Genomic DNA, 18091 nt, shown 5'->3' on the forward strand with positions numbered 1-18091 from the left:
GGCGGACCATGCATCTTTCCACCGTCAGGGATGTTGGCGTCGTCTTCCGCGAAGGGGCCGAGGCGCGCGCGGTGCGAAACACCGGATCGGCCTACGAACTCGCCCTGGCCGCAACTCGCGCCGGGCACGGCATCGCGGCCGAAGTCGCCCGGCGCGGGCTGGGCGACACCGTGGACCTGACCCGTGCCGTCTTCGACCTGCCGGTCAGCCACCCAGACCCGGCGCACCTGCACCTGACCGGGACGGGGCTGACCCATCTCGGCTCCGCCTCTGCCCGCGATGCGATGCACGCCAAGCTGGAAGCGGCCGAAACGCTGACCGACAGCATGAAGATGTTCCGCATGGGGCTCGAGGGGGGGAAACCGGCGCAGGGCGAGGTCGGCGCGCAGCCGGAATGGTTCTACAAGGGCAACGGTCATTCCGCGCGGGCGTCGGGGGAACCGCTCGAAGCGCCCGGTTTCGCCGAGGACGGCGGCGAGGAACCGGAGATCGCCGGGATCTATCTGATCGGTCCGGACGGCACGCCATGCCGGATCGGCTGGGCGCTCGGCAACGAGTTTTCCGACCATGTGACGGAACGGGTGAACTATCTCTGGCTTGCGCATTCCAAGCTGCGCGCGGCCTCGTTCGGGCCCGAGATCCTGATCGGGGATCTGCCCGCGCATGTCCAGGGAACCTCGCGCGTCCTGCGTGGCAACCGGACGATCTGGGAAAAGCCCTTCCTCAGCGGAGAGGCGAACATGTCCCACACGATCGCCAATCTGGAACACCACCACTTCAAGTACCCGATCTTCCGTCAGCCCGGCGACCTGCATGTGCATTTCTTCGGCACCGCGACCCTGTCGTTCGCCGACGGGATCAGGACCGAGGCCGGCGACATCTTCGAGATCTCGGCGCCCGCATTCGGCCAGCCGCTCCGCAACCCGCTTGCCTTCGCCGCCAGGGAAGCAGGCCCCGTTCGCATACTTCCGCTCTGAGGATCCAGGAATGACCCGTTTTGTACCCGCCCCCTGGCCTCGCAGGCTCCGCTCTCAGGAATGGTTCGGCGGCAGCGGCCGCGACCAGATCTATCATCGCGGCTGGATGAAGAACCAGGGCTTCCCCCACGACCTGTTCGATGGTCGCCCGGTGATCGGCATCCTCAACACCTGGTCGGAACTCACGCCCTGCAACGCGCACCTGAACGTGCTGGCTGATTTCGTCAAGCGCGGCGTCTACGAGGCGGGCGGCTTCCCGGTGGAGGTTCCGGTCTTCTCCACCAGCGAAAGCGCGTTCCGCCCGACCGCAATGATGTTCCGCAACCTTGCCGCCATGGCGGTCGAGGAGCAGATGCGCGGCCAGCCGATGGATGGGTGCGTCCTTCTGGTGGGGTGCGACAAGACCACGCCATCGCTCCTGATGGCCGCGGCCTCGACCGACCTGCCGTCGATCATCGTGACCGGCGGGCCGATGCTGAACGGGTATTACAGGAACGAGCGCGTGGGTTCGGGCACGCATCTGTGGAAGTTCTCCGAGGCGGTGAAGGCCGGAGAGATGACGCCCGAGGAATTCGCCGAGGCTGAGGCGTCGATGAGCCGCTCGGCAGGGTCGTGCAACACGATGGGCACGGCAAGCACGATGGCCTCGATGGCCGAGGCGCTTGGCATGGCGCTTTCCGGCAATGCGGCGATTCCGGCCGTGGACAGCCGCCGCCGCGTCATGGCTCAGCTGTCCGGGCGGCGGATCGTGCAGATGGTCAAGGACGACCTGAAGCCTTCGGACGTGTTGACCAGGGATGCGTTCGAGAATGCGATCCGCACCAATGCCGCCATCGGCGGATCGACCAACGCGGTGATCCACCTGCTGGCAATCGCGGGCCGCGTCGGCATCGACCTGACCTTGGACGACTGGGACCGCTGCGGCCGCGACGTGCCGACCATCGTCAACCTGATGCCTTCGGGCAAGTACCTGATGGAGGAGTTCTTCTATGCCGGTGGCCTGCCCGTCGTCATCAAGCGGCTGGGCGAGGCGGGGCTGCTGCACAGGGACGCGCTGACCGTCTCGGGCCAGACCGCCTGGGAACAGGTCAAGGACGTGGTCAACCACAACCCCGACGTGATCCTGCCCGCCGACAAGGCCCTGACCCAGTCGGGCGGCGTCGTCGTGCTCAAGGGCAACCTCGCACCGAAGGGCGCGGTGCTGAAACCCTCGGCCGCCTCGCCGCACCTGATGGTGCATCGCGGCCGCGCGGTGGTCTTCGAAGACATTGACGACTACAAGGCCAGGATCAATGACGAGGGGCTCGATATCGACGAAACCTGCGTCATGGTGCTGAAGAACTGCGGCCCCAAGGGCTATCCCGGCATGGCCGAGGTGGGCAACATGGGCCTGCCGCCCAAGGTGCTGCGCAAGGGCATCACCGACATGGTGCGCATCAGTGACGCCCGCATGTCGGGCACGGCCTACGGCACGGTCTGCCTGCACACCTCGCCCGAAGCGGCGGCCGGTGGTCCGCTGGCAGTGGTGCGCGACGGCGACATGATCGAACTGGACGTGCCGAACCGCCGCCTGCACCTCGACATCGCGGAAGAAGAGCTGACCGCACGCCTGGCCGCCTGGACGCCCACCCACGAGGTCGCGGAGAGCGGTTATCTCTGGCTGCACCAGACCCATGTCGAGGGGGCCGATACCGGGGCGGACCTGTCGTTCCTCAAGGGCGGCCGGGGCGCGCCCGTGGGCAAGGATTCCCACTGATGAAGGTTGCCCTGATCGGCATCGGCAAGATCGCGCAGGATCAGCACGTCCCCGCGATCCACTCATCACCGGACTGGGAACTGGCCGCCACCGTATCCCGCAAGGGGTCGGTCGCGGGCGTGCCGGCCTTCGACGACCTTGACCGGTTCCTGAAGGAACGGCCGGATGTGCCGGTCGTCTCGCTCTGCATGCCGCCGCTGCCGCGGTTTGACTATGCCCGGGCAGCACTTCTGGCGGGGCGGCATGTCATGCTGGAAAAACCCCCCGGCGCGACGCTTGCGGAGGTGCATGAGCTCGAAGCGCTGGCGCGTGACCGCGGCCTGTCGCTCTACGCGACCTGGCACAGCCGGATGGCCCATGCCGTCGCGCCCGCCAAGGCGTGGCTGGCCGACAAGACGATTGCCCGCGGCCACATCACCTGGCACGAGGACGTGCGGAAGTGGCATCCCGGCCAGGACTGGGTGTTCGAGCCGGGCGGGATGGGGGTTTTCGATCCGGGCATCAACGCGCTCTCGATCCTGACGGAAATCCTTCCCCGCCCCGTCCATCTCAGGCAGGCGCGGCTGGAGTTTCCCTCCAACCGACAGACGCCGATCGCTGCGCAGCTGGAGTTCTCGGGGCAGATCACGGCCGATTTCGACTGGCGGCAGGAGGGCCCGCAGACCTGGGACATCACCGTGGAGACGACCGAGGGCACCCTGGCGCTTCGAACCGGCGGCAACGTGCTGGAGATCGATGGCCGCGTCGTTGCGGGCCAAAGCACGATCATGGGCGAATATCCGGCGCTTTACGCCCGAATGGCCGAACTGGTGCGAACACGCAGTTCGGATGTCGACCTGTCGCCCATGGTCCACGTTTCCGATGCGTTGATGCTGGGCCGGCGCGAGATCACAGACGCGTTCCACTTCTGAGGGTCGGGCGGCAGCCCGCGCCTCAGCCGAAGGCCAGGGTCGGCACGTCGACGATCGTCGATCCGCCGTCTATCGTCAGGATCGCCCCCGTGATCATCGACGCCTCTGACGAGCACAGGAAGGCAATCGCTGCCGCGACCTCATCGGGATGCGCGGGACGGCCAAGCGGCACGTCGCGCGTCACCAGCGCATAGGCCTCCTCGCGCGAGGCAAGGTTCATCCGCGTCCGCAACTCGTCCATCTCGGCATCGGCCATCTCGGTCGTGACCCAGCCCGGGCAGACGGCGTTGCAGCGCACGCCCTGACGCCCGAAATCGCGGGCGACAGAACGGACAAGGCCGATCTGGGCATGCTTGGCGACGGTATAGCCGAAGGCGCCCGCGGGCGCGGCCAGGCTGGCAATCGAGGCCGTCACCGCAATCGCCCCCTTGCGGCGGACCAGTTCGGGCATGGCCGCACGAAGAAGGATCACGGCCGTATCGAGATTGGCCCGGCACGCGGCCGCCCAGTCGTCGTCGGTCGTCTCGGCAAGCGTGGCAAAGCCGTGGCCGCCGGCATTCGCCACCACCACATCCAGCCCGCCGAAGCGGTCGACCGCCATCGCCACCGCCGCACCCGCCTGTACCGGATCGGCGCAGTCCCCGACACATGCCGCGGCACCGATCGGTCCGGCGACGTCCTCCAGCGGCGCCTGCCTGCGGCCCATCACGACCACCCGGGCGCCCTCCCGTGAAAGCCGCCGGGCGACTGCGGCCCCGATCCCGGTGCCGCCGCCCGTGACCAGCGCGACCTTGCCTGCGAACCTGCCGCTCATGCTGGCCCCCTGCCGGGCGCGACGAGCCCCGCCGCGACCCATTCATCAAGCTTTGCCAACACGGCGTCGCAGAACGCGGCATCGTTGATATGGCAGTCGAGGGCGGTCATCCCTATCCGGCCGGTCATGGCGCGTTCCGCCTCATCGGAGAAGGCCGCCAGACCCTCGGGGTCGTGTGCCGCCTCGCCGGGCCGGTCCCATTCCTCGATTCCGCCCTTCGGCAGGAAGAAGTGCGTTGGGCCCTTTGCCGTGGCCAGACGGTCGGCCATGGCGCGGGCCATGGCGCGGCGTTCCTCGGCGTTGAAGCCGACGCTCTTGATCAGGCGGTTGTGTTCGTGGAAGGGGCGATCCTGGAACCGCGCGGGGATCGACTGCCAGCCGGCGAGATCGAGGATATCGGCCGCGCCGGGCGCCACCAGTTGCGGCGTGCCGCTGCGGCCCGCGCCGGTCAGTCGGTCGGCCCCGGCGCTGACCAGCGAGCCGTTCAACATGTTGACCAGTTCCTGCAGCGAGAAATCCATCACGCAGGCGAAAAGCCCGTCCGCCGCCAACCGTTCGAAGGCCATGCCGCCCATGCCGGTGGTGTGGAACACGGCGATGTCATAGCCGCGCCGCGTCAGTTCCGGGTGCAGCCGCTTCATGTATTTCAGGCAAGACGACCCGAGCGAGGTCATCCCGATCATCGGGCGGTCGAAGCTTGGCGGCTCGACCGCTTCCGCCGCCCCCAGAACCGCCCCCGCCGCCTGACTGAGCGAGGATTTGCAGAGCGGGTTCAAGCCGTAAAGACCGCCCGCCCAAAGGATGAACTGCACATCCGCCGCCATCCGTTCCGCCGCGATCAGGGGGGATCCGGCGACGGTCGAGACGATGTACTTCGGCACCCCGATGGGCAGGGCTTGCGCGCAGTCGAGCGCAAGGTCGGTGCCCATGGTGCCGCCCAGCGCGATCATGCCGTCGAAGCGGCCCGCATCGTGAAGCCGCCGGGTCAGGAGTGCCGCGCCCGCGCTCATCCTGGCGAAGGCTTCGCCCTCCTCGCCCAGCGCGATCAGCCCTTCGATGGTTTCGCCGACCGCCCCGGCAACGTCATGCTTGCTGACTTCGACCGGCATCCTGGCCTCGCCCAGAACGCTGACATCCATCGCCAGAACCTGGCCGCCCTGAGACTTGATCCGGCCGATCAGATAGGCCAACTCATCCGCCTTGGTGTCGAACGTGCCGATGACCAGAATGGTTTTCGTCATCTTTCCCCTTCCCCCTGGTGAACCCCGCTGTCGCGCAGGCAGGTCGCGCAAAGTTCCCGTGCCTCGGCCACGAAGCGCGCGTTCCTTTCGGCTCCGCCGTCCTCTGCCATGCGCGGCACGATCCAGCCGACATAGGTCAGCGCCCTGATGGCGATGAACAGGTCAAGGAGCGAAAGATCAAGCGCGCGCCGGCCGAGATAGCCGTCGATCAGGCATGCCTTCAGCGTGGGATAGTCAGGCTCCGCCATCGACTTCAGCAGGACCGTGGCCATGTCGAACAGGCGATAGCCGAAGCCGCCGTCGTCGAAGTCGATCATCCGGATGACCGGACCATCCAGCAGCACGTTCTCGCGGACAAGATCGGCGTGGATCAGGCCGAAGTCCAGCGAAGTGCGCGGATCGCCCAGCCGATCGCGCGCCACCTGCCGAAACCGCAGGAACAGGTCACGCGTCGCCGGGTCGAGCGTGGGGTTGTCCCAGAACCGACTCCATAGCGGCGCATCGCCAAGAAGGCCGTCGATGTCCCATCGGCAGCGCCGAAAGCCGGGGGGCTGCCGCCACGCATCGCAAGCGGCGTGCAGCCGGGCCATTTCCGCCCCCAGCACATGGAAGACCCCGGTTCTGTCGGCGACCGACAGGGGCGTGCGGCTTTTGCCCATCGGCTTGCCCGGGAGCCAGCCCAAGACATCGACAAAGTTGCCGCCAAGCCGCTCCAACAACCGGCCGGAGCGCGCGGTAACGGGGCGCGGAACATGCAGCCCGGCCCTGTCCATCGCCTCCAGCCAGACGAGTTCGGAGACCAGTTCATCCTCTTGCCGGTAGCCGGGTCGCTTGATCCTGAGCGCAAGGTCGCCGGTCGCGGACCGCACCCGGTAAACCCGGTTCTCGCGCCCCGCCACAAAGCTGCATTCGGCTCCCTCCAGACCCCAAAGTGCCAGGGCTTCCCTGACCGGATCGGTCATGCCGTCACCGGCGTTTCTGCCAGAACCGCATCCAGCGTGGTCATCAACAGGTCGAGGTGGTCCTCGCCGAAGGGCATCGGCGGGCGGATCTTCAGCGTGTTCTTGTGGCGTCCCAGCTTCGACAGGATGATCCCGCGCTGCCGCATCCTGTTGACCGCCCGATCCGCGTAGGCGGCGGCGGGTGCCTTGCTGTCGCGGTCCAGAACGAATTCAGCGCCGAAGACCATGCCCGACTGCCGGACATCACCGATCACCTCGTACCTGAGCGCGAGATCGCTCAGCCGCTCTTGCGCCAGCCGGCCGATCCGCGCGGCATTGGCCTGAAGGTCCTTTTCCTGCAACTCCTCCAGCACGGCCGTTGCGGCGGCACAGCTGACCGGGTTGCCGCCGAAGGTGTTGAAATAGCGGAAGGACCCGCGGAACCGCGCCATGATCTCCGGCCGCGTCACCAGCCCGGCGACCGGATGGCCGTTGCCCATCGGCTTTCCCATGGTCACGATATCGGGGACCACGCCCTGCTTCTGATGCCCCCAGAAATGGCTGCCGCAACGGCCGAAACCCGCCTGAACCTCGTCGCAGATCAACAAGCCACCCGCACGGCGCACCGCCTCCGCCGCCGGGCGCAGCCAGCCTTCGGCCTGCGCGGGGAAGCCTTCGTTCAGGAACAGGGGGCAGACGATGAGCGCGGCGAAGCCGATGCCGTCGCGGTCCAGATCGTCGATCGACGCCTGCACCTTGGCCGCGAACCTCTGGCCGTCGGGGTCGGGGATGCGGTAGCTGTCCGGCGCCTCGACATGGCGCACATATTGGCCCAGGCCAAAGCCCACCTCGGGCACGTTGCTTTTCGAGAGGTGGCTGACCAGCGTGGTGTTGCCGTGATAGGTGGCGTCCGTCGCGATGATCCCGCGCTTGCCCGTCATCGCCTCGGCCATGCGGAGCGCGATGTCGTTCGCCTCGGACCCGGTGCAGGTCAGGATCGCGGTTTTCAGCGGATCGTCATAAGTCGCCGTCAGACGCTCGACATAGTCGAGGATACCTTCGTGCAGATAGCGCGTATGGGTGTTCAGGGTCGCCGCCTGACGGCAGATCGCCTGCACCACGCGGGGGTTGCAGTGGCCGACATGCGGCACGTTGTTGTAGCAGTCCAGGTACCGGCGCCCTTCGGCATCCCACATCCAGACATCTTCGCCCCGCACGATGTGGACCGGATCGTCGTAGAAGGTGGAGACGTTCGGCCCCAGAAGCGCCCTGCGCCTCGCGATCAGGTCAGCCATCGGCGTTCTCTGCCCGCTTTGCGGCCCGCGCCTTCATCACGGACCAGACCTGCCCTGCAAGGGCGAAGAGGATCATCGCGAACAGGATGAAGGCGATCGGGCGGTCGATGAAGTCCCAGGGCTCGCGCACCCGTGCCATGGCGGTGCGCAGACGGTCTTCCATCAGCTTGCCCAGGACGATGCCGAGGATGATCGGGGAGGTTGGCAGGTCCAGCCGTTTCAGGATGAAGCCGAAGACGCCGAAGGCAGAGGCGATGGCCACATCGGTCAGAGAGTTGCGCAGCGTGTAGACGCCGATCAGGCTGAAGGTGAGGATCATCATCCCGAGGAACCGATTGGGGATCAGCATCACCTTCATCAGCGTCCGTGTCGCGAAGAAGAGGAAAGCGACCACGATCACGTTCAGCAGGAAGAGGTTGAGGTAAAGCGCGTAGATGAAGTCCATCTGTTCGGCGAACAGGCGGGGGCCGGGGATGACGTTGTGGACATAGAACACCGCCAGCATCATCGCGGTCAGCTCCTCGCCTGGAATGCCCAGCGCCAGAAGCGGGATCATCGCCGCTGCCGGCACCGAGTTGTTCGCCGCCTCCGAGGCGACGATGCCCTCGGGGTTCCCCTTGCCGAACAACTCGGGCGTTTTTGATGTTCGTTGTGCGTAGGAATAGGACATGAACTGCGACATGAACTCCCCCACGCCTGGGATCATCCCGCAGATCACGCCGAACGACGATGCGACCGTGGCAATCCGCCGGTAGACCCACAACTCCCGCATCTGGGAAAAGAAGCCGATCTTCGCGACCTCGGGCAGGTCGATGGGCTTGTCCTCGCTCATCAGCAAAACCAGTGCCTGGCTGATCGCGAACAGGCCCAGGACCACGACAATCAGGTCGACGCCCGATTGCAGCCAAGGCAGGCCGAAGGTGAAGCGCTGCGTATAGGCGGTGGATTCGATGCCGATGGTGGCCAGGAATATTCCCAGACAGGCCAGGATGGCGGCCGGCAGGACCTGTCCGCGATGGGTCACGATGACCAGCACGATCCCCAGCAGCGCCGCCAGGAAAATCTCCCGGGCGCCAAACATCGGCGCGACCTTCGCAAGGACCGGGGCCAGCAGGATCAGCGCCCCGATGGACAGGACCGCGCCGTAGAAGGACGCGGAATAGGCCAGGCTCAGCGCCCGCCGCGACTAGCCCCGCTTGGTCATCGGATAGCCATCATAGGTGGTCAGCGCGTTGACCGGCGTCCCGGGCGTGTTGACGAGGATGGCCGGAATGGCGCCGCCGAACATCGACGACCCGTAGATGCCCAGAAGAAGGGTCAGGCCGACGATCGGCTCCAGCGAGAAGGTCACCGGCAGCGCGATCGCAATGGCGACCGCCGCGCCCACGCCGGGCATCGCGCCCACGAGAACGCCGCCGATGGAGCCGATCACCAGGGCGGCGATCACGTCCCAACGCGCAAGCAGTTCGATGCTGGCAAGAAAGGTATCCATATGACCCTCAGAAATAGCGCATCAGGATGTAGCGAAACGGCTCGGGCGCGATCTCGTAGACCGATCCCGACGGGATCTTCACGTTCATCCCGGTCTTGAAGAACAGGACGACGAACAGACCGAAACCTGCCGCGATCCAGAGGGTTCTGCCGCGATACCCCGCCCGCAAGGCAAGGCCCGCACAGAAGGAGAGCGTGGCGGCGAGATAGCCGATCACCGGGATCGCCATCACGTAAAGCATGTACCAGCCGATGAACTCCAGCGACCGGAGCCACAATGCCGCCTCTTGCCAGCGGCCCGGCGTGCGGGCAACGCGGACGCGGGACAGGGCGTTCATCAGGCCGAACAGGACGACCCCAACCAGCGACAATGTCGGCCAGAAGCGGGGCTGCGCCGCCAGCCCCTTGCCCGGCAGCCATGTCGTCTGCCAGGGAACGGCGGCAAGAAGGATCAGCGCGATCGTCATGGTGATGGTCACGAACAGGATCTCGCCCGGCTTCCGCCCTTCTGGGAAGACATGCGGATGATCGTCTGCTTGCTGGCTCATCTGGCCAACCTCCAAGTCTGGCAGGTGCAGGATCCGGCCCAGCCCGGAACGGCGCGGGCCGCGGGAAGGTCAGGGAAGGGGCCTGGCCCTCCCGGTATTGTTCACAGGCCCCCGTGGCGCTGACCGCCGGGGGCCCGATCGGGCTTAGGGCTTACTCCGCCAACATTGTCGCGATGCGGCCCGACACCTCGATATCCGAGGCGATGCGGGCGGCGGCGGCATCGGCGTCCATCCAGTAGACGATCGCCCCCGTCTGCGCCGCAAGCTCCTGCGCGCGGGCTGAGGCCATGGTCTCCTTGGCCGAAGCGATGATCTTCTCGCGCACGTCGGCGGGGGTGTCCTTGTGGACAAACAGACCGTTCCAGAGCGAGATGTTCAGGTTCGGGGTCACAGACGCCAACGTCGGCGCATCCGGAACCACAGAAATCGGGGCTTCGGTGACGGTCGCAAGGATCTTCACGCTGTCGAGACAGGGCAGAAGCTGCTGGATCGTGGTGTTGATGACGTCGAAGTCGCCCGAGGCCAGAGAGTTGCAGTCAAGCGCGCCCGACGATGCCTCGCCACCCCATTCGAAGCCCAGCTCCTTGGCCGCCGCAAAGCTTGCCTGGGTGGGCAGCAGGAAGGCACCGAAGTGCCCCAGAAGCTGCGGCTCGGACTGCGAGTATTCGGCAAGCTCGGCCATGGTCGAGAATGGCTTGTCGGCCGAGGCGGCGATCACGAAGGGATAGGTCAGGAAGATGCCCAGCGGCTCGAACGGGTTCGGGTTCAGTCCGGGCACGCCGACATCGGGGCCGACAACCGGAATGTCGACGACGAACGAGCCGACGGTGTAGCCATCCGGCGCGGCTGCGGCGACTTCGGCGGCACCCGGGAAGGGGCCGCCTTCCGAGGGTTTGTTGACGACGGCCGCCGCGACCCCGTACTTCGCCTGGAAGTCCTCGGCGATCATGCGGGTCAGCACATCTTCGAGATCACCCGGAGGGAAGGGCACGACGAAGCTGACGGGGCGGTCGGGATATTCTGCCGCTGCGGGGCAGGCGAGACTGGCCGCGATCACGGCAAGCATGGCGAGATTCGGGTTAGGCATTGACGACCTCTCTGCGGTTTATTATTATCAACATCGGTTCAACAATAGCCCCTGCGCCGCGTTTCGTCAACGTGATTGACGCGTCGCAAGCGGGCCCGCCCGGGAAAGCCAGGTTTCGTAATGTCCAGCACCGTCGCCAAAGCGTTGTCTTTGCTGAATTATTTCTCCGAGTCGGAGCCGGAGATCGGGCTTTCTGAACTTGCGCGGCGATCAGGCGTCGACAAAGCGACGGTACACCGGATGCTGGCGGTCATGTGCGACCACGGCCTGCTGGAAAAGCGTGGCGACGCACGGCTTTACCGGCTGGGTGCGGGCGTCCTGCGCCTGGCGCGGGTGCGGGAAACAGCCTTTCCGGTCTCTTCCGTGTTCCAGCATTCGCTCGACACCCTGTCCGCGGAAATCGGCGAAACCGCGCATGGCTCGCTGATCGCGGGCCGCGCCCTTGCCACGATCGGCGTCAGCGAGAGCAACCGGGGCAGCCGCGTCTCTCTGGTTGCGGGTGAGATCCTGCCGATGCACAGCACCGCCTCGGGCATGGTCGTCCTTGCCTTCTCGCGGCCGGAATTTGTCGACCGCGCGCTGGGCGAGCCGCTGGTCGCCAAGACCTCCCGGACGGTCACCGACCCCAACATTATAAGGGCGCGGCTGCAGGAGGTGCGCCTGACGGGCTATGCCGAGGCCGACCAGACCAACGAGGACGACGTCTACGGCATCGCGATGCCCGTCTTCGACACCGACGGCACACCGGCCGGGGCGATCGCCGTGGCGATGCCCGCCCACCGCATGACGAACGAACTGCGCCGGCACACCATCTCGGCCCTGTTCGCCGAGGCCGACAAGCTGAACTTCGGCATCGGAGGCCGCCCGCCTGCCGAATTCCGCGCGGCGGCGGCCCGGTTCTCTCCGACCTGATCTTCTGGGCTTCCGGTCCCTTCCCTGGCGAACCGCCGCGGCGGGCCTGTCTGACCTGCGCAAATGTCCGGTTGACCCGCTGTCGGGATCGGTACATAATAAACACCGCTGGTGTAAATATAGAAACAACATGACGCAAGATCAGATCGAAACCCTTCGCACCACGCCACTGCCGCCGTTCCGGCACATCGTCGACGGCCAACCGGTCGCTGCCTCGGACGGCGGCACGATGCGCGTCGTGTCCCCCATCGACGGCAGCCTGCTGACCACTTGCGCGCGCGGCACCAAGGCCGACGCAGATGCCGCCATCGCGGCGGCACGCCGGGCCTTCGACGATGGGCGCTGGTCCGGTCTGCCCCCCGCCGCGCGCAAGAAGATACTGCTGAAATGGGCCGACCTGATCGAGGCCCGCGCGCTTGAGATCGCGGTTCTGGGCGTGCGCGAGAATGGCACCGAGATCGGCATGGCGCTCAAGGCCGAACCGCTCTCGGCAGCAGCGACGCTGCGCTACTATGCCGAGGCGATCGACAAGCTCTCGGGCGAGGTGGCGCCAACCGATCCGGCCTTCCTGGGTCTGGTTCACCGAGAACCGGCAGGCGTCGTCGGGGCCATCGTGCCCTGGAACTTCCCGCTGATGATCGGCGCGTGGAAGTTCGGCCCGGCGCTGGCAGCCGGCTGCACCATGGTGCTGAAACCGGCCGAGACAGCATCCCTGACCCTGCTGCGCCTCGCCGAACTGGCGCTTGAGGCCGGGGTGCCGCCGGGCGTGTTCAACGTCGTCACCGGCGAAGGCGCGGTCGTGGGCGCCGCCATCGCCGAGTCGATGGATGTCGACGTGCTGGTCTTCACCGGATCGGGCGCGACGGGCCGGCGCCTGCTGGAGGCCGCCGCGCGGTCGAACCTCAAGCGCGTCTACCTGGAGCTTGGCGGCAAGTCCCCCAACATCGTCTTTGCCGATGCCCCCGATCTTGACGAGGCGGCGAAGGTTTCCGCCCAGGGCGTCTTCCGCAACTCCGGTCAGGTCTGCATCGCCGGATCGCGCATTCTGGTGGAGCGCAGCATCCACGCGACCTTCGTCGAAAAGCTTGCCGCCCATGCCGCCGCGATCCGGGTGGGCGATCCGCTGGACAGCGCGACCCAGGCGGGGGCGATGAACTCTGAACGCCAGTTGATGCAGAACCTTGCGTTCGTCGGGGAAGCCAGGGCGGCCGGACGCCATGTGATCGGGGGCGCGAGGATCCTGGAAGACACCGGCGGCTACTACATGTCCCCGGCCATTGTCGCGGACGCCACGCGCGAAGACCGCGTCTTCCGCGAAGAGGTCTTCGGCCCCGTCGTCACCGTAACTCCCTTCGACACCGAGGCCGAGGCGGTGGCGCTGGCCAACGACACGACCTACGGGCTGGCCGCCGCGGTCTGGACCTCGAACCTGTCGCGCGCGCACCGCATGGTGCGAAAGGTCCGCGCGGGCCTTGTGCATGTGAACACCTATGGCGGGTCCGACCTGACGGTGCCCCTTGGCGGGGTGAAACAGTCGGGCAACGGGCATGACAAGTCGCTGCATGCCTTCGACAAGTTCCTCGATCTGAAAACCGCATGGGTGAAGCTTTGACCCGCGCGCTGGTTCTGGATTTCGGCGGCGTGATCTCGAAAACCCTGTTCGAGACTCATGCGATGTCCGAAGCTGCCCTTGGCCTTCAGCCCGGCACGCTGACCTGGCGCGGCCCCTTCGATCCGGAAACCGACGCCCCCTGGCGCACGATGCAGGCAGGCGAGATGACCGAACGCGAGTACTGGGCGCTCCGGATGCGAGAGACCGGCGCGCTTGTGGGCGAGGCGTGGTCCGAGTTCCCCCAGTTCGTCGGCCGGTTGCGCGGGGCCGATCCGGCGGCGGTGATCCGGCCCGAGGCGCTGGCCGCGATCGGAAAGGCCAAGGCGGCGGGTTGCAGACTGGCGATCCTGTCGAACGAGCTTGACCTGTTCTACGGCGAGGATTTCCGGGCAAGACTGCCCTTCCTTGCCGATTTTGACTTGATCGTCGATGCCACCCATACCGGCATCCTGAAGCCCGATCCGCGCGCGTTCGGCTTAGTGACCGAGGGGCTGGGCCTGCCCGCATCGGCCTGCGTCTTTGTCGACGACCAGGCCCGCAACCTGCGCGGCGCCGAAGCCGTGGGGATGCCGTACGTCCACTTCGATGTCACGCAGCCCGGCGACAGCTATTCCCGCGCGCTCGCGCTGCTTTGCCAAGGAGATTGATCCGATGAAAGACTCCAATTTCCTCAAGGAAAACAATGCGCGGCGCCTGTGGCATCCGATGTCGCACCCGGCCGAAAGCCTGGCCAATCCGCCGGACATCATCGTCGAGGCCGAAGGGGTGGAGATCATCGACGTCGACGGTCACCGGATGGTCGATGCCGTCGGCGGGCTCTGGAACGTCAACCTCGGCTATTCCTGCCAGCCGGTGAAGGATGCCATCGCGGCCCAGTTGAACCGGCTGCCCTATTACTCGATCTTCCGCGGCACGACGAACGACAACGTGATCGAGTTGGCGGAGATGCTGGCCGGGTTCTTCGCGCCTGACGGACTGTCGCGCGCCTTCTACACCTCTGGCGGTTCGGACGGGGTGGAGGTGGCGCTCAGGCTGGCGCGGCAATACCACAAGATCCGGGGCGAAGCCGGCAAGGTCAAGTTCCTCAGCCTCAAGAAGGGCTATCACGGCACGCATACGCTGGGCGCCTCGGTGAACGGCAACGCCAATTTCCGCACCCAGTATGAGCCGCTGATGCCGGGGTGCTTCCACACGCCCGCCCCCTACACCTACCGCAACCCGTTCAACGAAAGCGACCCGGCGCGGCTGGCGCAACTTTGCCTCGCCGCCATCGAGGACGAGATCAGGTTCCAGGACCCGTCCACCATCGCCGCCTTCATCATGGAGCCGGTGCTGGGCGCGGGCGGGGTGATCCCGCCGCACGAAAGCTTCATGCCCGGCGTGCGGGCGCTTTGTTCGAAGTACGGCATCCTGCTGATCGCTGATGAGGTCATCACCGCCTTCGGCCGGACCGGAAGCTGGTCAGGCTCGCGCCATTGGGGGGTGCAGCCGGACCTGCTGGTTTCGGCCAAGGCGATCACCAACGGCTACTTCCCCTTTGGCGTGGTGATGGTGGCCGATGCCGTGGCCGAGGTGTTCGAGGGTGACGCCACCGGCAAGGGTGCGATCGGGTCGGGCTATACCTATTCCGGCCACCCGGTCGGGGCGGCGGCAGCGATCGCCTGCCTCAAGGAAACCGAGCGCCAGCAGGTTCACCTGAACGCCGGTGCGCGGGGGGATCAGCTTTTCTCGGGGCTTCAGGCGTTGATGGCCCGTCATCAGGTAATCGGCGACGTCCGCGGCGGTCATGGCCTGATGTGCGCGCTGGAGCTTGTCTCCGACCGTGCCAGCAAGGCGCCGATTGACAAGAAGACCATCGGCAAGGTGCATCGTGCAACTTATGAGGCGGGCGTGATGATCCGAGTATCCGGCAACAACATCATCCTGTCGCCGCCGCTGGTGGTGACCAAGGCGGATGTAGCCAGGATCCTGTCGGCGCTGGATGCGGGGTTCGCGTCGCTCTGAGCGCAGCGGGTAAGGAAAGGCCCGCCTTCCCAGCCGGGGGCGGGCCTTGACATGTCACCCGGTTAGTCCGGCCGGCCCCCGCTGGTCGCGGCCAGCCGGATTGCCTCGCGCAGCACCCGGGCATCGCCGACATGGTTGGCCAGGATCAGGATCAGACGTGCGTTCATCCGGTTGGCTGCTTCGTCGCCCATCTCTCGCTGGCTGTCGACGAGGTATTCGTAGAACCCGTCCGGGTCCGCGATGTTGGGGGAAAGGTTCAGTTGCATCACAAGGCTCCTTCCGCGCCGCAGGCCCGGGCAAGGGCGCCGGCGATCGCCGCCGGATCGAAAGACCGCCAGCGCGCGGCAACATGCTGGTCGGGGCGGATCAGGTAGCAGGTTCCCGGCTTGCCGTCATAGCGGGCGGCAACCAGCCCTTCCGCGTCGTCCAGATCGCGGCCCACCATCAGCGGCAAAGCGGTGACACCGTTTGCCGTCACCGTCTCGGCATCGCCGAAGGACAGAAGGGTGAACCCCTGACCCAGATGGCGTATTAGCCAGTCCGGCTTGCCCCTCACCGTCACCGGCGCATCCGCACAGACAGTACCGGGCGACATCCGCCCCGCCCATTCGCCCGCATCCGCCGTGTTCAGCGCGCTGTTCGCATAGGGCGTGGGCGCCGACAACCGGCCCGAGTTCACCAGGGGCTTGGCAAAGTCGGCAACCCCGGCAAGGTCCAGCACCGCGTCACGGAACCGGCGCGAGGCCGCACTTTTCGGGGTGATGAAGTCGGTCGAGCGGGTGGAGTTCAGCAGGTTGTCGTCGGCCGCAAAGGCGCGTTCGTCGTGATAGCTGTCGATCAGGCTTTCGGGGGCCTGCCCCTTCAGCACCAGCGCCAGTTTCCAGGCGAGGTTGTCGATATCCTGCACGCCGGTATTGGCCCCCCGCGCGCCGAAAGGGCTGACCTGGTGCGCCGAGTCCCCGGCGAACAGCACCCGGCCATGGCGGAATTGCCCAATCCGGCGGCAGGCGAACTGGTAGACCGAGGCCCATTCCAGCTCGAACTCGACATCGTCCCCCAGCATGGCCTTGACGCGGGGGATGACCTTTTCGGGCCGCTTCTCCTCGGTCGGGTCGGTGTCCCAGCCCAGCTGGAAATCCAGCCGCCAGACATCGTCCGCCTGCTTGTGCAGCAGCGCCGACTGGTTGCGGTGAAAGGGCGGGTCGAACCAGAACCAGCGCTCGGTCGGGAAATCGGCCTTCATCACGATATCGGCGATCAGGAACCGGTCCTGGAAGAACTGGCCGGTGAATTCCGCCCCAACCATCCTGCGCGTGTCGGAGTTGGCCCCGTCGCAGGCGATGACCCAATCGGCCTCCATCGCGAAGATGCCGTCGGGGGTTTCCACCGTCAGGATGGCATGATCGCCTTCCTGCCGCAGGCTGATCAGCTTGTGCTTCCAGCGCAGGTCGATCCGGGGATGGGCGGCGATGGCCTCGACCATCCACTCCTCCAGGTAATACTGCTGCAGGTTGATGAAGGCCGGGCACTTGTGGCCGCCCTCCGGTAGAAGATCGAACTGATAGACCTGCCGGTCGCCGAAGAACACCTTTCCGACCTTCCAGCTGATCCCCTTGTCGATGAAGCGGTCGGCAAGGCCGAGACGGTCCCAGATTTCCAGCGGGCGCTTGGCATAGCAGACGGCCCGGCTGCCGACCGAGACGGTGTTGTTGTCGTCGATCACCACGCAGGGCACACCCCGCGCGGCAAGGTCCAGCGCCGCGGTCAGGCCCACCGGCCCCGCGCCGATGATGACGACCGGATGACGCATCGTCCGCCCCTCGACCTGTTCGGCCGAGGGGACGTAGGCATATTCCGGATAGCTGTAGGTCTGGAACATCACGGCGCCTCCACGCCGTCCTTGGACAGTTCCCGGGCGTGCAGCCAAGCCGCGTGCTGCGGCGCACGCTTGGTGCGGCTCCACTCCTCCAGCATGTCCCATTTCACGGCATCCAGCCGCTTGAGCATTTCTTCCTCGCGCGGGTCGGGGCAGGCCAGTTCGACGCGGTGTCCGTTGGGGTCGAAGAAGTAGATCGAGTGAAAGATCGAATGGTCGGTGACGCCCAGAACGTCCACCCCGTTCGCCTCCAGATGGTCCTTGAAGGCGATCAGCGTGTCGCGGTCCTTCACCTTGAAGGCGATGTGCTGCACCCATTTCGGCGTGTTCGGGTCGCGTCCCATCTCCGGCTTGGTCGGAAGCTCGAAGAACGCCAGTACGTTGCCGTTCCCGGCATCCAGGAACAGGTGCATGTAGGGGTCGGGTTCATGCGTGGATGGCACCTTGTCCTCGGCGATGGCGAGCACGAAGTCCATGTTCAGCATCCGGGTGTAGAACTCCACCGTCTCCTTCGCGTCCTTGCAGCGATAGGCGACGTGGTGGATCCGGTCGAGCTTCAGTATCGGCGCGGTCAAGGCGCATCCTCCCATTAGTTGCATTCGCAACCAATGATCGATTCGCGGTCG

16 protein-coding genes and 1 pseudogene are annotated in these 18091 nt (G+C 66.2%); 7 read left to right on the forward strand and 10 right to left on the reverse strand.

The window, feature by feature from the left end; translation table 11 throughout:
- The first annotated feature begins 8 nt into the window (after positions 1 to 8).
- Genes araD1 through N5I32_RS16670 form a run of 3 tightly spaced genes read left to right on the forward strand, consistent with a single transcriptional unit; the run spans position 9 to position 3644 of the window.
- Positions 9 to 977 (forward strand): AraD1 family protein, encoded by a 969-nt coding sequence (gene araD1 / locus N5I32_RS16660; protein WP_261497041.1) that lies wholly within the window; start codon positions 9 to 11, stop codon positions 975 to 977.
- 10 nt (positions 978 to 987) lie between these two features.
- On the forward strand, positions 988 to 2733 hold the full coding sequence (gene araD, locus N5I32_RS16665) for an L-arabinonate dehydratase (protein ID WP_261497042.1): 1746 nt from the start codon (positions 988 to 990) through the stop codon (positions 2731 to 2733).
- Entirely contained in the window at positions 2733 to 3644 is a 912-nt protein-coding gene (locus N5I32_RS16670; protein ID WP_261497043.1) for a Gfo/Idh/MocA family protein, read from the forward strand. The genes araD and N5I32_RS16670 overlap by 1 nt, the downstream gene beginning before the upstream one ends.
- A gap of 22 nt (positions 3645 to 3666) precedes the next feature.
- Here the strand turns inward: N5I32_RS16670 and N5I32_RS16675 are convergent, their stop codons facing one another.
- From N5I32_RS16675 to N5I32_RS16705, 7 genes and pseudogenes are all read right to left on the reverse strand, one after another.
- Positions 3667 to 4458 carry an SDR family NAD(P)-dependent oxidoreductase gene (locus tag N5I32_RS16675; protein ID WP_261497044.1) on the reverse strand — a complete coding sequence of 264 codons (792 nt, stop codon included), beginning with the start codon at positions 4456 to 4458 and terminating at the stop codon, positions 3667 to 3669.
- On the reverse strand, positions 4455 to 5699 hold the full coding sequence (locus N5I32_RS16680; RefSeq protein ID WP_261497045.1) for a Tm-1-like ATP-binding domain-containing protein: 1245 nt from the start codon (positions 5697 to 5699) through the stop codon (positions 4455 to 4457). The genes N5I32_RS16675 and N5I32_RS16680 overlap by 4 nt, the downstream gene beginning before the upstream one ends.
- Entirely contained in the window at positions 5696 to 6661 is a 966-nt protein-coding gene (locus tag N5I32_RS16685) for a phosphotransferase enzyme family protein (RefSeq protein WP_261497046.1), read from the reverse strand. The genes N5I32_RS16680 and N5I32_RS16685 overlap by 4 nt, the downstream gene beginning before the upstream one ends.
- Positions 6658 to 7935, reverse strand: a complete 1278-nt coding sequence (locus N5I32_RS16690; protein WP_261497047.1) for an aspartate aminotransferase family protein — start codon at positions 7933 to 7935, stop codon at positions 6658 to 6660. The genes N5I32_RS16685 and N5I32_RS16690 overlap by 4 nt, the downstream gene beginning before the upstream one ends.
- A pseudogene (locus N5I32_RS16695) lies at positions 7928 to 9427 on the reverse strand (tripartite tricarboxylate transporter permease). The gene N5I32_RS16690 and the pseudogene N5I32_RS16695 overlap by 8 nt, the downstream one beginning before the upstream one ends.
- Before the next feature lie 7 nt (positions 9428 to 9434).
- The gene (locus N5I32_RS16700) at positions 9435 to 9974 is read right to left on the reverse strand and encodes a tripartite tricarboxylate transporter TctB family protein (protein ID WP_261497048.1); all 540 of its coding nucleotides are present in this window, start codon (positions 9972 to 9974) and stop codon (positions 9435 to 9437) included.
- Positions 9975 to 10125: 151 nt separating this feature from the next.
- The gene (locus N5I32_RS16705; protein WP_261497049.1) at positions 10126 to 11061 is read right to left on the reverse strand and encodes a tripartite tricarboxylate transporter substrate-binding protein; all 936 of its coding nucleotides are present in this window, start codon (positions 11059 to 11061) and stop codon (positions 10126 to 10128) included.
- Positions 11062 to 11181: 120 nt separating this feature from the next.
- On the opposite strand from N5I32_RS16705, the gene N5I32_RS16710 reads away from it, so the two are divergent.
- From N5I32_RS16710 to N5I32_RS16725, 4 genes are all read left to right on the forward strand, one after another.
- Positions 11182 to 11973: an IclR family transcriptional regulator gene (locus N5I32_RS16710; RefSeq protein ID WP_261497050.1), complete on the forward strand. Its 792-nt coding sequence runs from the start codon at positions 11182 to 11184 to the stop codon at positions 11971 to 11973.
- A 130-nt stretch (positions 11974 to 12103) separates the two neighbouring features.
- Complete coding sequence (locus tag N5I32_RS16715) at positions 12104 to 13585, forward strand: aldehyde dehydrogenase family protein (RefSeq protein WP_261497051.1); 1482 nt, start codon at positions 12104 to 12106, stop codon at positions 13583 to 13585.
- Positions 13570 to 14232, forward strand: coding sequence for an HAD-IA family hydrolase (locus tag N5I32_RS16720; RefSeq protein ID WP_261497052.1), 663 nt, complete (start codon positions 13570 to 13572; stop codon positions 14230 to 14232). The genes N5I32_RS16715 and N5I32_RS16720 overlap by 16 nt, the downstream gene beginning before the upstream one ends.
- 4 nt (positions 14233 to 14236) lie before the next feature.
- On the forward strand, positions 14237 to 15589 hold the full coding sequence (locus N5I32_RS16725; RefSeq protein ID WP_261497053.1) for an aminotransferase class III-fold pyridoxal phosphate-dependent enzyme: 1353 nt from the start codon (positions 14237 to 14239) through the stop codon (positions 15587 to 15589).
- A gap of 62 nt (positions 15590 to 15651) precedes the next feature.
- Here the strand turns inward: N5I32_RS16725 and N5I32_RS16730 are convergent, their stop codons facing one another.
- The 3 genes from N5I32_RS16730 to N5I32_RS16740 are packed head-to-tail and all read right to left on the reverse strand — an operon-like array spanning position 15652 to position 18025.
- Positions 15652 to 15855: a DUF2783 domain-containing protein gene (locus N5I32_RS16730; protein WP_261497054.1), complete on the reverse strand. Its 204-nt coding sequence runs from the start codon at positions 15853 to 15855 to the stop codon at positions 15652 to 15654.
- Positions 15855 to 17468, reverse strand: a complete 1614-nt coding sequence (locus tag N5I32_RS16735) for an FAD-dependent oxidoreductase (protein WP_261497055.1) — start codon at positions 17466 to 17468, stop codon at positions 15855 to 15857. Before N5I32_RS16735 ends, N5I32_RS16730 begins: the two co-directional genes overlap by 1 nt.
- Complete coding sequence (locus N5I32_RS16740; RefSeq protein ID WP_261497321.1) at positions 17468 to 18025, reverse strand: VOC family protein; 558 nt, start codon at positions 18023 to 18025, stop codon at positions 17468 to 17470. The genes N5I32_RS16735 and N5I32_RS16740 overlap by 1 nt, the downstream gene beginning before the upstream one ends.
- Positions 18026 to 18091: the final 66 nt, after the last annotated feature.

The sequence above is a fragment of the Albidovulum sediminis genome (genome assembly GCF_025380365.1).
GTDB lineage: Bacteria > Pseudomonadota > Alphaproteobacteria > Rhodobacterales > Rhodobacteraceae > Albidovulum > Albidovulum sediminis.

Bases quoted from the DNA above. Each gene is read 5' to 3' on its own strand.
- N5I32_RS16680 (WP_261497045.1), bottom strand. From the start codon at position 5,699: ATGACGAAAACCATTCTGGTCATCGGCACGTTCGACACCAAGGCGGAT.
- N5I32_RS16725 (WP_261497053.1), top strand. From the start codon at position 14,237: ATGAAAGACTCCAATTTCCTCAAGGAAAACAATGCGCGGCGCCTGTGG.
- N5I32_RS16685 (WP_261497046.1), bottom strand. From the start codon at position 6,661: ATGACCGATCCGGTCAGGGAAGCCCTGGCACTTTGGGGTCTGGAGGGA.
- N5I32_RS16715 (WP_261497051.1), top strand. From the start codon at position 12,104: ATGACGCAAGATCAGATCGAAACCCTTCGCACCACGCCACTGCCGCCG.
- N5I32_RS16735 (WP_261497055.1), bottom strand. From the start codon at position 17,468: ATGTTCCAGACCTACAGCTATCCGGAATATGCCTACGTCCCCTCGGCC.
- N5I32_RS16705 (WP_261497049.1), bottom strand. From the start codon at position 11,061: ATGCCTAACCCGAATCTCGCCATGCTTGCCGTGATCGCGGCCAGTCTC.
- N5I32_RS16720 (WP_261497052.1), top strand. From the start codon at position 13,570: ATGGGTGAAGCTTTGACCCGCGCGCTGGTTCTGGATTTCGGCGGCGTG.
- N5I32_RS16730 (WP_261497054.1), bottom strand. From the start codon at position 15,855: ATGCAACTGAACCTTTCCCCCAACATCGCGGACCCGGACGGGTTCTAC.
- N5I32_RS16690 (WP_261497047.1), bottom strand. From the start codon at position 7,935: ATGGCTGACCTGATCGCGAGGCGCAGGGCGCTTCTGGGGCCGAACGTC.
- N5I32_RS16670 (WP_261497043.1), top strand. From the start codon at position 2,733: ATGAAGGTTGCCCTGATCGGCATCGGCAAGATCGCGCAGGATCAGCAC.
- N5I32_RS16675 (WP_261497044.1), bottom strand. From the start codon at position 4,458: ATGAGCGGCAGGTTCGCAGGCAAGGTCGCGCTGGTCACGGGCGGCGGC.
- araD (WP_261497042.1), top strand. From the start codon at position 988: ATGACCCGTTTTGTACCCGCCCCCTGGCCTCGCAGGCTCCGCTCTCAG.
- N5I32_RS16710 (WP_261497050.1), top strand. From the start codon at position 11,182: ATGTCCAGCACCGTCGCCAAAGCGTTGTCTTTGCTGAATTATTTCTCC.
- araD1 (WP_261497041.1), top strand. From the start codon at position 9: ATGCATCTTTCCACCGTCAGGGATGTTGGCGTCGTCTTCCGCGAAGGG.
- N5I32_RS16700 (WP_261497048.1), bottom strand. From the start codon at position 9,974: ATGAGCCAGCAAGCAGACGATCATCCGCATGTCTTCCCAGAAGGGCGG.